Origin of the sequence: Saccharophagus degradans 2-40, from assembly GCF_000013665.1 — a bacterium.
GTDB classification, from domain to species: domain Bacteria; phylum Pseudomonadota; class Gammaproteobacteria; order Pseudomonadales; family Cellvibrionaceae; genus Saccharophagus; species Saccharophagus degradans.
In genome coordinates, this window is record NC_007912.1 from 4,004,511 (window position 1) to 4,020,348 (window position 15,838).

15 protein-coding genes are annotated in these 15,838 nt (G+C 48.4%); 4 read left to right on the forward strand and 11 right to left on the reverse strand.

Translation table 11 applies throughout. The features are described 5' to 3' along the window. Nucleotides 1-349 precede the first annotated feature (349 nt). The 6 genes from SDE_RS16400 to bioD form a co-directional block, all read right to left on the reverse strand. Complete coding sequence (locus SDE_RS16400; protein ID WP_011469604.1) at nucleotides 350-526, reverse strand: DUF3094 family protein; 177 nt, start codon at nucleotides 524-526, stop codon at nucleotides 350-352. A gap of 164 nt (nucleotides 527-690) precedes the next feature. Then, complete coding sequence (locus SDE_RS16405; RefSeq protein WP_011469605.1) at nucleotides 691-2,460, reverse strand: acyl-CoA dehydrogenase C-terminal domain-containing protein; 1,770 nt, start codon at nucleotides 2,458-2,460, stop codon at nucleotides 691-693. A 286-nt stretch (nucleotides 2,461-2,746) separates the two neighbouring features. Beyond that, nucleotides 2,747-3,649, reverse strand: coding sequence for a putative metalloprotease CJM1_0395 family protein (locus tag SDE_RS16410; RefSeq protein WP_011469606.1), 903 nt, complete (start codon nucleotides 3,647-3,649; stop codon nucleotides 2,747-2,749). A 172-nt stretch (nucleotides 3,650-3,821) separates the two neighbouring features. Then, complete coding sequence (locus tag SDE_RS22895) at nucleotides 3,822-3,980, reverse strand: hypothetical protein (RefSeq protein WP_158303890.1); 159 nt, start codon at nucleotides 3,978-3,980, stop codon at nucleotides 3,822-3,824. After that, on the reverse strand, nucleotides 3,967-4,266 hold the full coding sequence (locus SDE_RS16415) for a hypothetical protein (protein WP_041324815.1): 300 nt from the start codon (nucleotides 4,264-4,266) through the stop codon (nucleotides 3,967-3,969). The genes SDE_RS22895 and SDE_RS16415 overlap by 14 nt, the downstream gene beginning before the upstream one ends. 239 nt (nucleotides 4,267-4,505) lie before the next feature. Continuing rightward, nucleotides 4,506-5,198, reverse strand: a complete 693-nt coding sequence (gene bioD / locus SDE_RS16420; RefSeq protein WP_011469608.1) for a dethiobiotin synthase — start codon at nucleotides 5,196-5,198, stop codon at nucleotides 4,506-4,508. Nucleotides 5,199-5,385: 187 nt separating this feature from the next. Here bioD and SDE_RS16425 point away from each other — a divergent pair, with 187 nt between their 5' ends. Continuing rightward, on the forward strand, nucleotides 5,386-6,555 hold the full coding sequence (locus SDE_RS16425; protein ID WP_011469609.1) for a sensor histidine kinase: 1,170 nt from the start codon (nucleotides 5,386-5,388) through the stop codon (nucleotides 6,553-6,555). 23 nt (nucleotides 6,556-6,578) lie between these two features. On the opposite strand, the gene bioC is transcribed toward SDE_RS16425, so the two are convergent. From bioC to bioB, 3 genes are all read right to left on the reverse strand, one after another. Further along, nucleotides 6,579-8,255: a malonyl-ACP O-methyltransferase BioC gene (bioC, locus tag SDE_RS21525; protein WP_011469610.1), complete on the reverse strand. Its 1,677-nt coding sequence runs from the start codon at nucleotides 8,253-8,255 to the stop codon at nucleotides 6,579-6,581. After that, nucleotides 8,248-9,441: an 8-amino-7-oxononanoate synthase gene (gene bioF / locus SDE_RS16435; protein ID WP_011469611.1), complete on the reverse strand. Its 1,194-nt coding sequence runs from the start codon at nucleotides 9,439-9,441 to the stop codon at nucleotides 8,248-8,250. The genes bioC and bioF overlap by 8 nt, the downstream gene beginning before the upstream one ends. Nucleotides 9,442-9,546: 105 nt before the next feature. Next, the gene (gene bioB / locus SDE_RS16440) at nucleotides 9,547-10,599 is read right to left on the reverse strand and encodes a biotin synthase BioB (protein ID WP_011469612.1); all 1,053 of its coding nucleotides are present in this window, start codon (nucleotides 10,597-10,599) and stop codon (nucleotides 9,547-9,549) included. Between the two features lie 90 nt (nucleotides 10,600-10,689). Here bioB and SDE_RS16445 point away from each other — a divergent pair, with 90 nt between their 5' ends. Together SDE_RS16445 and SDE_RS16450 are read left to right on the forward strand one after the other, a co-directional pair. Then, nucleotides 10,690-11,580, forward strand: a complete 891-nt coding sequence (locus SDE_RS16445; RefSeq protein ID WP_011469613.1) for a ComF family protein — start codon at nucleotides 10,690-10,692, stop codon at nucleotides 11,578-11,580. 91 nt (nucleotides 11,581-11,671) lie between these two features. After that, nucleotides 11,672-12,739 carry a serine/threonine protein kinase gene (locus SDE_RS16450; RefSeq protein WP_011469614.1) on the forward strand — a complete coding sequence of 356 codons (1,068 nt, stop codon included), beginning with the start codon at nucleotides 11,672-11,674 and terminating at the stop codon, nucleotides 12,737-12,739. On the opposite strand, the gene htpX is transcribed toward SDE_RS16450, so the two are convergent. Beyond that, complete coding sequence (gene htpX / locus SDE_RS16455; protein WP_083763058.1) at nucleotides 12,736-13,632, reverse strand: protease HtpX; 897 nt, start codon at nucleotides 13,630-13,632, stop codon at nucleotides 12,736-12,738. The genes SDE_RS16450 and htpX overlap by 4 nt on opposite strands. Before the next feature lie 170 nt (nucleotides 13,633-13,802). Here htpX and SDE_RS16460 point away from each other — a divergent pair, with 170 nt between their 5' ends. Then, complete coding sequence (locus SDE_RS16460) at nucleotides 13,803-14,912, forward strand: GDSL-type esterase/lipase family protein (protein ID WP_011469616.1); 1,110 nt, start codon at nucleotides 13,803-13,805, stop codon at nucleotides 14,910-14,912. A 74-nt stretch (nucleotides 14,913-14,986) separates the two neighbouring features. Here SDE_RS16460 and rsmI read toward each other — a convergent pair whose 3' ends face one another. Then, nucleotides 14,987-15,829, reverse strand: coding sequence for a 16S rRNA (cytidine(1402)-2'-O)-methyltransferase (rsmI, locus tag SDE_RS16465; protein WP_011469617.1), 843 nt, complete (start codon nucleotides 15,827-15,829; stop codon nucleotides 14,987-14,989). Between the last annotated feature and the right edge of the window lie 9 nt (nucleotides 15,830-15,838).

Here is a 15,838-nt window from a genome sequence, read left to right on the forward strand (position 1 = left end):
CTAGGCCCCTCCTCCTCGAATAATTAGGGCAAACCACACCAAATACACACGGGCATTTGAGTTTTTGGGTGCTGAAAATGTTTTTTATTTCAGCACCTTATGGTTATTAGACTAGCACCAGCCCAAACACATCACAGTGACATTATTATTACAACAGGAAGAATAAAAACAAAAAAACTGGCGCCAATATCAACATAAAATGCCGTTTTCAGCAGATATTTAAGCGGTAAGGCCACTTAGAGTGAAGAAAAGTGACGAATTCATACCTGAAATGGGAATATAAAATAAACTTTATATAAATAAATAATATAAGCAAGAATAGTAAAACTGTAACAAATGGCGCTATTTATTAAGCCACACCCTGCGATTTAGCGATAACAAAACTTAACCCGGTCAATATCAATAAAATAACACCAATAATAGCGAGCAGGCGCAATGGCCTAAATGGCGCTCGCTCAACCTGGTGAACACTGGATTGCAAATACTCATCAACTTTTTGCTGATCTTCTGGGTATAGCTTGGGCACGGTTCGATCCTGTTATTGAATTAGTTGGTTAGTTATTTTGCCAGATTAAACACACTGAAACTGCACTTAAAAATAAAAAGGGCTGTCAATAATGACAGCCCTTTTATACTTCGTCGACCCACGAAACTCAAACTTTACTCGCAGGCCGCGCTGTAAGTTTTTTGCTAGAAAGCATCCATAGGCAAGCCCATAACCGAACTCGCACCGGATTCTATCCGCTGCTGTAAAGTAGCTACCTGCGGCAATAAATAAGCGAAGAAAAATTCCGCCAGCGCTGGTTTAGCCTGTGCTTGCGCGCTTGAAGATTGCTTAGCCGCACACGCCATTTGCAGCCACATATAGCCATAGGCAACATAACCTACATAGTGGAGGTAATCGCACGCTATTGCTCCAGGGTAATTCGGGTCTTGCTTGCTTGCAGACAATATATGTTGAGTGCTTGCTTCCAGCCCCTCTAACGCGCAGAGCAATGCTTCGGCCAAATGAGAGTGGTCGTCACCAGCACTGGCGCAATATGCGCGTATCTCCTCAGCCAACAACGCTAACAAACCACCATCCACCGCCAATGTTTTACGGCCAATTAAATCCATAGCCTGAATACCATTGGTACCTTCGTATATTTGGGTAATACGAATGTCGCGCACATGTTGCTCTTGGCCCCATTCGCGAATATACCCATGGCCGCCATACACCTGCTGACCCATCACTGCCGAGTCGAAGGCAACATCGGTCATAAATGCTTTTGCAACAGGCGTGAGTAGTGCCACCATGTTATCGGCGTGTTTACGTAGCTCTTCGGTTGCACCGTATTTGGCGGTATCTAACCAACGGGCAACATAAATATAAAAAGCGCGACCGCCTTCGTTATAGGCGCGCATGGTCATTAACATGCGGCGTACGTCTGGGTGCACAAGCAGCGAATCTGCTTCTTTATCTGGCATTTGCGGGCCGCTTGGCGAGCGGCTTTGAATGCGCTCTTTGGCATACTCCGCCGCGTTTTGATACGAGGCTTCTGCAACGCTAATGCCCTGCACACCCACCATTAAACGCTCGTAATTCATCATGGTAAACATGGCCATTAACCCCTTGTTGGGTTCACCAACAAGCCAGCCCTGTGCGCCATCAAAATTCATTACGCAGGTTGCCGAAGCTTTAATACCCATTTTTTTCTCGATGGAACCACAGCTAACGCCATTGCGTGCCCCTAAACTGCCATCGGCATTGGGGATAACTTTTGGAACCAAAAATAACGATATGCCGCGCGAGCCGGCAGGGGCATCGGGTAATTTAGCCAACACTAGGTGCACAATATTGTCGGCCATGTCGTGCTCGCCCCAGGTAATAAATATTTTTGTACCTGTAATGGCATAGCTGCCATCGGCCTGCGGCTGGGCTTTAGTACGAATTAAGCCTAGGTCGGTGCCTGCGTGGGGTTCGGTTAAATCCATCGCGCCCGCCCATTCACCGCTGTACATTTTGGGTAAATACAGTGCTTTTAATTCGTCGCTTGCGTGCGCGTTAATAGCAAAGCTTGCACCCGCGGTAAGCATGGGCGCTAAACCAAAGGCAATACAACTGCCCTGTAGCATTTCTTCAACAGCGGCAACGAGCGTTTTGGGCATGCCCATACCGTCGTATTCTGGGTTACCACCTAAGCCGTTCCAACCGCCTTCGCAAAATGTTTGGTAGGCGTCTTTAAACCCTTCTGGGCTGGTAACGTTACCCTCGCTCCACTGGCTACCTTGCTCATCAGCTTCGCGATTTAACGGTGCTAATACTTCTTCGCATATTTTTGCCGCTTCTTCCAAAATGGCATCGGCGGTGTCTATATCCATGTCGCCCATGCCTTCTAGGCCTTGCCAAAACTCTTCAACATTAAACACATGTTTTAACACAAAACGAATATCTTCTAGCGGCGCGCGATAATCGGCCATGGCAATCCTCTCTTTGTTCTGTTCCTACTTTTATTACTGCTACTTATCGGCTTCAACAGCTGCCTAATAGCATCGCACTGTTATATTTAACTAATGGTTACGGTGTGGCAGCCCACAATGAGTATGTAGTTTATACGCACAAATTAAAACAAACGTTTAAATTTATTACAAAGTACATAGTGCTCTATTTTGCTAACGAATACCGCCAACAAAAGCGTATATTTACACTATTAACCTTAGGCCAAAATAGCGTGCACCGCATAGCGAGGAAGAGAAAAGGAGAGGGTTATACGAGGTCGTCCAAAATGGTGTTGGGGCGTGGACTAGCAAGCGACTGCACACCAACGAGTGTATTCACCTGTTTTAACTGATTATTACTGAGCGCAGGGCTAGCAATAGTATTGTTCGAACTGGACTCGCTAACAATGCCTGTAGGGCTGGCTGACTGAATAACGTTGCCGGTAGATTCGGCAGCGCCGAGCTCTGATTTAGATTTATCGTCGCTATTGGCCTCGCGTGCCCTTTGCTTAGCTTCACTTGCTTCTGCCTGCTCTGCGCGGCGCTGTTCGTTTAACTCTTGAAGAGCTTCAGCCTCTAACCTGCTAGCTTGGGCTGCGATACGTCTATCCTGTGGCGATGGATCTGCTGGCGCCAGGGCCGCGCGCCTAACTGTGCGCGCTTTTTCAATGGTGGCTTGCGGGTCGGCTGCCCGACCTATATCAATAGGTACTTCACCCGCCACCGCGTAATTTATGCCATCTGGCCCGCGTTCATATTGGTATTGTGCCGCACCTGCATACTGGCCACCTACCGCCATATGGGCCTGCTCATGCGCCCGCACTTCTCTATCACGCGCGGCCAAACTGGCAATTTCGCGCTGCATTTGCGCCAACTCAGCCTGCTCAACCTTCGCTTTTGCCGCGGCTTCACGTTCGCGCAGGGCTTGCAGAGCGTCGTCGCTAGAGGGTTTAGTTTGAGAATTGGAGGTATCAGTGGGGGAAACAGAACTGTTTTGCTGGGAGGAGATACCAGCTTTAACCGGCGCAGACGCTTCGTCCACAGCGGCAATAGTAGGACTTTGCAGTACCACGCCTTTTTCATCCGCGGCCAATTCCCCTACTGTGCGATGTGCAGCAGGGGTGGCGCTCGCCACATGGGCGCTATGAAAAGGACTGTGACTGGCGATCACAAGGCGTACCTCTATGGTTTACACGCAGGCGTAAGCATTAACGCTAAGTTAGCATATTGCCAATGCTTTAACCCTTGCTGTGCTGTACTTGCCACTTAAAATGTTCGCTCAATAAGTAACAGTAAACTATCAAAACCGTAGAGCAAGCCCGCCAGGCGCAAACCTAGCAGGTTTAAAATTCGTTATTGCGCTCTGCGTTGCGGCGCGCACGTAGCTCTGCCTGCAACTGCTCTGCTTGAGTACGCTCAACCTTTATAGGCACCAATTGCTGTTGCGGCGCGGTACCCAACAACCAAGCTACAAACTGTTCCAACCATTCACGATTTAACATCTAATAAACTTCCTATGGTTTTGTTTGCTGTAGATACAACCGCAGCAGACGCTGTGAATAACAACTCCTGCCTTTTTAACTCAACAATCGGCTCGGCTATGTTTCCCACTCTACCTGACTTAGGGGGTTCAGATACAGGAGGAATGGCCGCATCGGCAGGGTTTTGTGGGGCGGCCTGTGTGCTTGCAGGAATATTCGTACTGGCAATTTCGTGCGCAGCCTTTTGCATTTCTCTCTGCGAGGCCTGCATTCCTTTTACGCCCTCATTCAACACTGAATGAATCATAGGTCACCTTACTTTAAAACTAGCCGATTATGGGCTGTTTAGCGAACCTCAAAAGCGGCAAGAACTTGCCACCACTAAGTAAAAACACTAAGAAACCCATACTTATGCCTGACATTCTACGCCAAAACTGACTAAATATCAGGCAAAACAAAGGCTTCTATCGCTTAAGGTAAGATTATTTTGTCGCAAAAAGCACCTATTTAGTTATATGCGGTTATTAGTTGCCGCTAGGCGGCAACTTATTGGGCGAAATCTAACAAAGGGGTTATATCGAGGTGGTCCACCGCACTCTCTGGCTTAGCATTTGGCATAAATGGCACCACACCTAGGCACGCTCCAGGTAGTAGTGTGCGTAGAGTATCAATATTTTCTTCCAATGCGGCGATATTAGGGTCCACAATATTCGCCACCCACCCCGCTACCTGCAAACCATCACGCACAATTGCTTCCACGGTAAGTAGCGCGTGATTAATGCACCCAAGCCGAATACCCACTACAAGAATTACAGGTAAATTCAATGCTTTAGGCAAGTTCGCAAGGGTTTCTGATGTATTCAGTGGCACTCGCCAGCCACCCGCCCCCTCGACTAAGCACAGGTCGCTGGGCATAACTAAACTGCCGCGCACAAAGCCCATTGTACGCTCTACCGACAAGCGTTTTTCTTCCATTTGCGCAGCAATATGCGGCGCCACAGCAGCTTTAAGCGCAATGGGGTTCACTTGGGCATAGGGCATTTTCTGACTGGAAGCTTGCTGCAATTGCAGTGCATCCTCGTTGCGCAAACCCTCTGCCGTAGTTTCACAACCAGCAGCTATAGGTTTTAGCCCCATGGTGCGCAGCCCCTGAGCATTCGCTTTGAGAATTAACGCCGTACTAATAAAAGTTTTGCCAATGTCGGTATCGGTCCCCGTTACAAAAAACTTTTTACCCACTTGTATCTCCGAAAATTAAACCATTTTTTGCCAGACGCAATCTTACACTAAGGCAGAGCTCTAGTAGCGAAAACCTACCCTATTTAACTGCAGCCACACTCGCAGCGCGAATTAGCAGTATTTCCCTGAAATTTTCACGCAGTGGCCTACACTTATTTTTAAATTCATTCACAATGCTAAAAAGATTATGGACGCCGCAACCGAAGTCGAAAGCCTGCGCCAAGAGCTAGCCTCACTGCGTCAACTTACCATGACGGTGATGACCAGTAATGGAGATATGGGCGTAGTGGTGCAGTTTTTAAAAAACAGTTTTGCCATACCCAGCTATCAAGCGCTGGGCGAAGCCTTGATTGAGTCACTTGGCCAGCTAGGCCTTAAGGGTGCAGTTACATTAGAAACCTATACCGGTCGCATATTTATCGGCCCTGAAGGCTCGCTCGATATAGAAGCTGCCAGCGCAATTAAAGCCGACCTTTTAACCGGAAGAATTGTAGAGCGCGACGGCGTACTACAAATCAATTACGACAGCGCCTCGCTGCGGGTAACAGAGCTGCCGGATAACGAGGAGCGAATAGGCCAATTGCGCGACTCTTTGGCGCTTCTAATGGAAGGCGCCGAAGCGCGAGTTAAATCGCTTATTATGGAAGAAAAGGCCACCGAGGCACGCAAATCAAAAGACGAGTTTTTTGCGCTTATGTCCCACGAGTTGCGCACACCACTCAACCCAATTATTGGCTACGCGACGCGACTGGAAAAGAAACTAGGCAGCGAACTAGACGAACAGTACCGTACGGTAATTCGCTCTATTAAATCCAATGGTGAAAGCTTATTGCGACTCATCAATCATATTATAGATTTAGGTAAGCTCGAAGCAGGGGAAATAGCCGTAAATAGGCGCCAATTTAATGTAGCCGATGCGATAACTTATTCTGCAATTAAAGCAGAGGAATTTATTGATTCAGATAAAACCAAAATTGTTAAGCACGTGGACCCCAATTTATATTTTGTAGCTGATCCGCCCCGTTTTATTGATATTGTAATTAGCTTGTTAGCTTACTCGGCGCAGGCATCAGACAACCACACTATTTCCATTAGCGTGAGCATGTCTCAACTAGATGGTGTAGATAATTTAATTTTGGAAGTACAAGACGATGGCCAAGCCTTTAGTGAGGCCTATAAAACAAAAGTATTTGAAAACTTTGCCAACAGAGAAAACACAGACATGTACAAATCTAACGACCTTGGCATTGGCTTGTACTTAACTAAAAAGCTAGTAGAGCTGCACGGCGGCAATATATCGCTGCATAATAAAATGGAAGCTGGCAATGTATTTAGAATGAGCTTACCTAGCTTTTAACACTATCTTTTGACGCCAAGCATTTACACTTTTAGTAATTGATAAAAGCCTACCTCGTAGGTGAGCGGCAACACACCTTGCGCCGTGCGAAACTGCTCGTACGCTTGCGCCATTGCTTTTAATCGCGCCTTACCTGTTAAACCCTGTTCTTGACCTGGGTTTACATTATGCGCGCCGATAGTTTTTAGCTCGCGCATCAACGGCATTACGCTGTCGTAAGTCAATACGTGTATTTCACGCGAAGTTTGTTCTATAACAAACCCAGCCTGCTTAGCTGCAATTTCTACACGATCTAACTCGATAAAAGTATTAACGTGTACACAACCTTGCCGCCCTAACTTTATATCTGCCTCGGCCCACGCTTCGCGCAATTCAAATAAAGTTTGTGGGCCAAGGGTAGAAAAAATCATTTCACCATTAGGCTTTAGCACCCTATGCGCCTCGCTAAATACTGCGGGTAAATCTTCGCACCACTGCATACTCATGCCAGACACTAACGCATCAAAACCGTTAGAGATAAATGGTAAGCACTCTATGTCGGCACACACACCTGAAAATAATTGCTGCTTAGCTAAAGCTTTCGACCGCGCTGTATGCAACATGCCCTGCGCCAAGTCGAGCGAATAAATATCGCGCTCTGGGCGTTGTAGTTGCAAGCCGCAATAGCCTGTGCCACACCCTAAGTCGGCAATCTTTTCTGCTTGCTCTGGCACCCATTCACACAGGGTATTTGCTAGCTTTTGCTGCAAGTAGGCAACGCTATCGTATTCGGTTGCAGCGTTGCTAAAAGACTTGGCCACCCGCGCTTTATTGCGTTTAGCATGCACCCGGGCCAACATTATTTGCGCAATTTTTGCGGGTTGCGAAAAATGTAAAACATGACCTGCGGATGCTACCACGAGCGTTTGGTGCAAAGGGTTGATACCAGCCATAGCGACAGCTGCATCAGCTGGTACTAGCGCATCACCTTCGCCAAATAGGTGTAAAAATGGGGTAGTTATTTCACAGAGAAGTACACGGTTATCTATAGCGCCCAACCAAGTTAAGGCTTGTTGCCACGCAGTAAACTGCTCTGGCATAGGCGCATTGTGCAACGCTTTTATTTGTCGGCTTACAAGTTTGCGGTTGCTATCGCCCTGAGCTTGCAACAAGCCAAAGCGCGACCAAGTTGTTGTTGGGTCGACATTAAAGTTAGCGCAAAAAGTTTGAAACGTTTCTGCAGGCATAGCAGCAGTGTAGTTATCGCCCTGCGCAAATTTGGCGTTGGCGGCCAGGCCTATACAATGGCTAATTGTTTTTGTGGGCCAATGTTGTTCTATTTGTTGGGCAATTAGCGGCAGCAGCATACCGCCTAGCGACCACCCCACAAGCACAGTATTAGCGGGCAATATTTTGGCAATGTCTGCAGCAACTGCGCTAGGGCTATTGACAGCTTGCGTGTTGCCACCAAAGCTGGGTAAATCTAACAGCCAAATTTCACACTGCGATTTTAATTCGTCTACTAACGGCGCCCAGGTATTGGCGCTTGCCCCCCAACCATGAACAAACACCCAGACAGGCGCATTGGGGTTAGAATTATTTGGAGCTATTTTTTTAGCAATATAAGCAGCTTCTAGCTTGGTAGCGGGCGCTTCTGCCAAAGGAATAGTGCCCAGCTCTATATTGCTAGGTTTTACATTACTCGGCTCAATATTACTCACTTTGTAGCTCTCCGCTTACTTCGCGCATTACTTCGGCCAGAGCATTTAACAGTTGCTCTACATCTTGCTCGCTGTGTTCTGCAGATAAAGTAATACGTAAGCGCGCGGTGCCCTCGGGTACCGTTGGCGGGCGAATGGCTGTTATCCAAAAACCGCGTTCGGCCATTTTTTTAGATACATTTAATGCAACCGCATCTTCGCCTAACACAATGGGCTGAATGGGCGATTGCGATGGCATTAATTGTAAATTCAGCGCTTCGCAACCACCTCTAAATTGTTGGATTAGCGCATTTAATTTTTCTCGGCGCCAATGCTCTGTTTCCAACAAATGTAAACTTGCGCGCGTGGCTGCAGCAACAGCGGGCGGCAATGCGGTGGTATATACGTAGGTACGCGCCAGTTGAATTAACGCTTCGATTAAAGTTTCGCTGCCAGCCACAAAAGCACCAAAGGTACCAAAAGCTTTGCCAAGGGTGCCCATTAAAATGGGTACATCGTCTAGGGTTAACCCGCAAGCATCCACCACGCCTTTGCCATTTTCGCCCATGCAGCCAAAGCCGTGTGCATCATCCACCATTAACCAGGCGTTATGTTTTTTTGCACTCGCGGCCAACTGGTTTAGGTTAGCCGCATCGCCATCCATACTAAACACACCATCCACAACAATTAATTTACGTGCAGCCGTAGATTTTTCTAATTGTGTATTCAAATGTTCGCAATCGTTATGGCGAAAGCGATGAAATTTAGCACCACTTATTAAGCCGCCATCCAACAAAGAAGCGTGATTTAATTTATCTTGGAATACTGCATCGCCGCGCCCCAGCAAACCGTTTATCACCCCCATATTGGCCATATACCCGGTGGAGAATAATAAAGCGCGCGGCCGCCCAGTAAATGCTGCCAGCTCTTCTTCTAGTTGGTGATGCTCTTGCGAGTGACCATTCACCAAGTGGGAGGCGCCGCTACCCACACCGTAATGCCGTGCAGCTTGAGTAAACGCTTCTATTACTTTGGGGTGCTGCGCCAAACCTAAATAATCGTTACTGCAAAACGCGATAAGCTCTTTGGTCTCACCTTCTACGCGCATACGCACACCACTGGGCGAAAGCGCCACTCGACGCGAGCGATAGCGGTTAATTGCCTTGCGACTAGACAATTCTTTTTGCAGTTCGGATTCTAAAGACATGATGTATGAAACGTATTTAAGAAAGGAATATTGAGCGAGGCATAAACGCACTCGCTCAAATAGCGCCAGCTAAATACTTAGCGGCTAATTAAAACAACCAGCTTATTAAGAGGCGGCGTTGTAAAACACTTTATCGAGCGCAGCTTCGGCAACCTGTTGGTTTATTTGCTCTACTTGCTCTTGCTCGGTTTTGTGCTCTTCACGTTTTTCTGGGTTGATGCCCAAACGCTTAAACAACTGCATATCTTTATTAGATTCTGGGTTGGCGGTAGTTAATAATTTTTCGCCATAAAAAATAGAGTTGGCACCGGCGTGGAACGCCAAGGCTTGGGTTTGATCGTTCATATCTTCACGCCCAGCCGATAAACGTACGTGGGATTGCGGCATAAGAATCCGCGCAACGGCAATAGTGCGAATAAAATCGAAAGGGTCTAACGCTTCTTGCTGCTCAAGCGGTGTACCTTCTACGGCAACCAACATATTAATTGGCACAGATTCTGGGTGCTGCGGCATATTTGCCAACTGCAATAACAAACCTACACGGTCGGACTCATCTTCGCCCATACCCATAATACCGCCGCAGCATACTTTCATACCGGCGTGACGCACGTTGTCGAGGGTATCGAGTCGATCTTGGTAAGTGCGCGTGGTGATAATGTCGCCATAGTATTCAGGCGATGTATCGAGGTTGTGGTTGTAGTAATCCAAACCAGCTTCGGCCAATTCGGTAGCTTGATCTTTATCGATCATGCCTAGGGTCATACAGGCTTCTAAGCCCATTTCTTTTACGCCCTTTACCATAGCGGTTACGTAAGGCATGTCTTTTTTCTTGGGTGAACGCCACGCAGCGCCCATACAAAAGCGGGTTGCGCCAGAGTCTTTCGCAGCCTTGGCTTCTTCTAATACCTTTTCTACCGCCATCAATTTTTCGCGCTCGAGGCCGGTATCGTAACGGGCACTTTGCGGACAATAGGCGCAGTCTTCTGGGCAGGCCCCGGTTTTAATCGAACACAAGGTGCTTACTTGCACTTCATTCGCGTTAAAAAATTGGCGGTGGATGGTTTGCGCCTCAAACAATAAATCGTTAAAGGGCAAGGCAAACAAGGCCTCCACTTCTTTACGGGTCCAATTACTGCGAACTAAGGAAGGGTTGCTCATAGGGTCCTCAAGGGGTTTAATACGAAAGATTAGGGACAATAATGAGCCAGCAAGGCACTGTCAACCAAAAGTAAGCAAGGAGGTTTACAAATGCGGATTATTCCGTCGTATTCCGCTGTTTCTCGCACAGCCAGTACTCGACTCAACACCAATGAACCCCACTTTAGTCATACCCCTCAATCCCCCCCCCTATGGCTAACCAAGCCCTTGGCATGGCTCGGGGCTGCTGTCGACGCGCTGCTGCCAAACCATTGCGCGCTGTGTAGTAGCAAGGCCAAAGGCTTGCTGTGCAGTCCTTGCGCCAATGAGCTGCCCCCCATAGCGCACAGTTGCACGCGGTGTGCCCTGCCCTTGCCACAAACGGAGCTATGCGCAGAGTGCCTAAAAACCCCACCCAGCTTCGACAGCATTGTGGCCGCCTATGAATACGCCTACCCGCTCGATCATTTAGTACTGCAGTTTAAGCACAACAATCACCCCCATATAGGCCGCCAACTGGCCAAAAAGTTAGCGCTCACTATAAGCCATACTATTGAGCAGACTATTGAGCATACCCCCCCCTCCCCCAAGCCACTTAGCCCAATGCAACACGCTGCAACCCCTCCCGATATTATCGCTTGCGTCCCCCTGCACTGGCGCAGGAGGCTGCAGCGCGGCTTTAATCAGGCAGAAATAATCGCCAAACATTTACACGCACACACCAGCACCCAAACCACGCAATATTTACCGCAGCTTCTCACCAAGCTAAACCACACCCAAAGCCAGCAAAACCTTAACCGTAAACAGCGCCTTAAAAACCTGCGTCAAAGTTTTGCAGTGGCCCCCAAACTGCTAACAGAGGTAAAAGGTAAGCATATAGCCGTAGTGGATGATGTAGTAACAACAGGCGCAACCGCAGAAGTAATTGCCAACTTACTTAAAGAAGCAGGCGCTAGCAGAGTGGATATATGGGCACTTGCACGCACGCCGAAGCACTTATAGCTGTGCACCCTAGTAAACTATCGCCGGTAGCTAGGGGCTTTTCTGTATACTGCGCTTTTACCACCGCAAGCCAATAAGGCGACTCGCACAAATGACCGACCATACAGATACAAGCAACGACAATGTGGGTAATACCATACAGGCCGATGCCAGCCCAGTGGCAGTGAACCTTGCCAATACACCGTTTCACACGCTTACTCAAGATACAGTGTTGGATGCGGTAGAAAGCTTGGGCTATGTGAGCGACCTGCGTGTGTTCCCATTAAACAGCTACGAAAATCGCGTGTATCAAGTAGGCATAGAGGGCGAAGCGCCGCTTATTGCCAAGTTTTACCGGCCTAACCGCTGGAGTTTGCAGCAAATACGCGAAGAGCACACTTTTAGCTTGGCCTTAGCGGAATTAGAAATACCGGTTGTGCCCCCCATTGCAAACGCGGAGGGTGAAACACTGTTTGAATACGGCGATCACCGCTTTTCACTTTCGCAGCGACGCGGCGGCCACGCGCCAAGCCTAGACGATATGGACACCCTCTATCGAATGGGCCAACACCTAGGTCGTATTCACGCACTAGGGCAGGTAGAAGACTATAGCCACCGCCCTGCACTTACCCTCGAAGACTTTGGTATTCGCAGCCGCGAGTATCTCTTGGCGAATGACTTTATCCCCAAAACGTTGCTTGCCGCCTACCAAACCGTAAGTGAGCAACTTATAGACAAAATGCAATCGGTGATCACAAACATAAATTACCGCTCCATTCGGCTGCACGGCGATTGCCACCCAGGCAATGTGCTTCAACGTGAAGATAGCCTTTATTTTGTGGATTTTGATGATTCGCGTATGGGACCGGCCATTCAAGATATATGGATGCTTCTCTCTGGTGATAAAACCCAGCAACAAACACAGTTTGGCGAAATATTGGAAGGCTATGAGGAGTTTTGCGAATTTAACCCAACGGAGCTGCCACTTATAGAAAGCTTTCGCACCTTAAGGCTTATGCATTACGCGGCGTGGCTGGCCCGCCGCTGGGAAGACCCTGCGTTCCCGCAGGCCTTCCCTTGGTTTAATAGCGAGCGCTATTGGGCGGAACATATTCAAGAATTACGCGAGCAGCTTTTTGGCTTAGACGAACCCGCCTTAAAACTGCCCAGCGCTATTTAAGAGTGCAAGTTTTGCAAAGCGCGAATACGATCCTCTAACGGTGGGTGGCTAGCAAACGCCCCCATCATTTTATTGCTAAAGCCAGACGAGATACCAAATGCGGTAAGGGTATCTGGCATGGCATTGGGCACCTTAGCTTGAGTTTCGGCCTGCAAACGCGCTAAAGCCGCAATCATCGAATTGCGATCGGCCAAGGTTGCACCGGCGTAGTCTGCTCGGTATTCCCTGCGCCTAGAGAACCAAGCCACAATCATGCTCGCCAATACGGCCAAAACCATCTCGGTAACAAATACAACTATGTAGTAGCCAAAGCTGTGGCCGCGCTCGGTTTTAAAAATAGCCCGATCAACAAAATGCCCAATTATACGAGCGAAGAACATCACAAAGGTATTCACTACACCTTGTATCAGCGCTAAGGTAACCATATCGCCGTTAGCCACGTGGCCTATTTCATGGGCAAGCACCGCGCGCACTTCGTTTTTGTTAAAGCGCGTTAACAAGCCAGAGCTTACGGCCACAAGCGAGCTGTTTTTATTCCAACCTGTAGCAAAAGCATTAGACTGTTGCGCTGGGAAGATACCTACCTCGGGCATACCAATACCGGCTTTTTGCGCTAGCTCCTGCACCGTTTCTAATAACCAGCGCTCATCTGCAGTACGCGGCACATCAATAATGCGTGTGCCAGTCGTGCGCTTGGCCATCCACTTGCTAATAAATAGCGAAAATAGCGAACCAGTAAACCCAAACACACCGCAAAAAATAAGCAGTGCCTGCAGGTTTAAACCGCTGCCAGACTCATCGAGGTAACTGCCAACACCAAGCAAACTAAGAGTAATACTCGCTACAGCAATTACCGCGATATTGGTTAATAAAAACAAACCAATGCGTAACACAGACACCTCCAAATTAAGTAACTAGAACACTGTTCGATATTGCGCCGAACGAATGAAAAACAAGTGACAGGTAAATATATTTATAGCGATATAAACTGGACTCACCCGTGCAAAAACTGCTTCAATGCATATCGGTTACATTACACAACAGACCAAATACGGAACACACCATGTCAATACAACCGCTACGCACACTCGTTATTTGCACCGCCGCCAGCCTAATATGCGCCTTGTTCAGCGCATGCAGTACTCTCATCCCTCAGCAGGCACCACTGCAAACAGTTGCCCCCAACCACCCAATGGTAACGGTGAGTGGGCGCACGCAAACTATGCTAGATGGCAGCGAGCGCTTTGGCTACCCGGGGGTGAGCTTTACAGTAAATGTAAAAGCCAAGGGCGTAATATTTAACGCGAGTAGCACCAGTGGTAACAACTACCTCGATGTGTATATCGACGGTCGACTGCAACGCAGTATCAAACTAGAAAAAGCCGCAACCGACTACGTGGTGTTCAACCACAATCGCGCCCGGCAACACCAAGTAAAAATACTTAATCGCTCGGAAAGCTGGCACGGTTTGGCCACCCTACACAGTATTCGCGTGCAAGACGGCAAATTTTTAGCGCCGCCCGCCAAACCGCGCACCAAACTACTGGTAATAGGCGACTCGGTTACTTGTGGCACTGGCGCAAACAGAAAACAAGGCTGCGAGATGGACCCGAGCTGGTGGGATGCACACAACTCGTTCGGCATGCAGCTAGGCCGCGCGCTAAGCGCTGAAACGCATTTAGTGTGCTACGGCGGCCGCGGTGTAATGCGCAGCTGGAACGGCGAGCCTAAAGATATACAGGCCCCAGCCTTTTACGACTTAGCAGTGCCAGAACCATGGGCAGATGCCCCGTGGGATAACAGCAAATTTAAAGCAGATATCATTTTAGTATCGCTGGGCACTAACGATTTTAGTATGGGTATTCCCGACCAGCAGGCGTTTATAAATACCTACGTTGCATTCGCGACTATTTTGTTACGCGACCACCCTAACGCCACCATCGCCATTACCGATGGCGCCATACTGGGCCACGACGAACTCAACAAAAAAGGCACATTGCAAAACTACTTAAAACAGGTGCAAGCAGCCGTTGATAGCCCACGCCTCGCGTTTATTCCATCGAACATATACGCCGGTGACAGCTGCGACGCCCACCCAACCGGCGAACAACACACCCAAATGGCACAAGACCTACAAGTACAATTGGAACAACTGCTAAATACCAATCGCTAAATACCAAACACTAATTACTAATCGCTAAACACTAGTAATTAGCGATTAGTGCTTATCGATTATCATCTAGCGTTTCAATTTTGATCTAACGCCCACTGATAGAGCTTGTTTTTCTTTTCGCCCGTTAATTTAGCGCCTATGGTGGCGGCTTGCTTAACGGGCAATTCTTCGAGCAGTACTTTCATAGTAGCTTCGGCTTCGGGCGATAGTTCGTCGCCGGTTTCCGGTTTGCGGTAGCCGCTCACCATTAATACTATTTCGCCTTTTTGTTGGTTGGAGTCGGCTAATACTTGCTCCAGCACTTGCGCCACACCGCCGCTTAAGAATGTTTCAAAGGTTTTAGTGAGCTCGCGAGCCATTACCAGCGGACGGTCTTCGCCAAATTCGGCGGCGAGGTCTTTTAAGCAGTCGACAATACGGTGTGGCGACTCGTAAAACACCAATGTGCGCGCATCGCGTGCAAGGCTGGCAAACAGTTGCTTGCGCGCACCACTCTTGTGGGGCGGGAACCCTTCAAAACTGAAACGGTCTGAAGGTAAGCCGGCTGCGCTCATTGCGGTAATAACCGCCGATACACCGGGCACAGGTACCACTTTCACCCCAGCTTCGCGGGCTTTTTTTACCAAACCGTAACCTGGGTCAGATATAAGCGGTGTACCGGCATCGGATATTAACGCTATGCTAGTGCCGGCCTGCAATTTAGCGATAATAGAGTCCACTTGTCGTTCATCACTGTGATCGTGGTACGAAATCATTCGCGTAGAAATATTAAAATGTTGCAGCAGGCGACCACTGTGACGCGTATCCTCTGCGGCAATTAAATCGGCTTGCTGTAGTATATTCAGCGCCCGTTGAGTTATATCGCCCAAATTACCTATGGGGGTTGCCACAATATACAGCGCGTTATCTATTTGCATTCGAACGTT

Coding starts and splice junctions, on each gene's coding strand:
- SDE_RS16425 (WP_011469609.1), top strand. CDS start 5,386: ATGGACGCCGCAACCGAAGTCGAAAGCCTGCGCCAAGAGCTAGCCTCA.
- rsmI (WP_011469617.1), bottom strand. CDS start 15,829: ATGCAAATAGATAACGCGCTGTATATTGTGGCAACCCCCATAGGTAAT.
- SDE_RS16415 (WP_041324815.1), bottom strand. CDS start 4,266: ATGATTCATTCAGTGTTGAATGAGGGCGTAAAAGGAATGCAGGCCTCG.
- SDE_RS16405 (WP_011469605.1), bottom strand. CDS start 2,460: ATGGCCGATTATCGCGCGCCGCTAGAAGATATTCGTTTTGTGTTAAAA.
- SDE_RS16460 (WP_011469616.1), top strand. CDS start 13,803: ATGTCAATACAACCGCTACGCACACTCGTTATTTGCACCGCCGCCAGC.
- bioB (WP_011469612.1), bottom strand. CDS start 10,599: ATGAGCAACCCTTCCTTAGTTCGCAGTAATTGGACCCGTAAAGAAGTG.
- SDE_RS22895 (WP_158303890.1), bottom strand. CDS start 3,980: ATGTTAAATCGTGAATGGTTGGAACAGTTTGTAGCTTGGTTGTTGGGT.
- SDE_RS16445 (WP_011469613.1), top strand. CDS start 10,690: ATGCGGATTATTCCGTCGTATTCCGCTGTTTCTCGCACAGCCAGTACT.
- bioF (WP_011469611.1), bottom strand. CDS start 9,441: ATGTCTTTAGAATCCGAACTGCAAAAAGAATTGTCTAGTCGCAAGGCA.
- SDE_RS16450 (WP_011469614.1), top strand. CDS start 11,672: ATGACCGACCATACAGATACAAGCAACGACAATGTGGGTAATACCATA.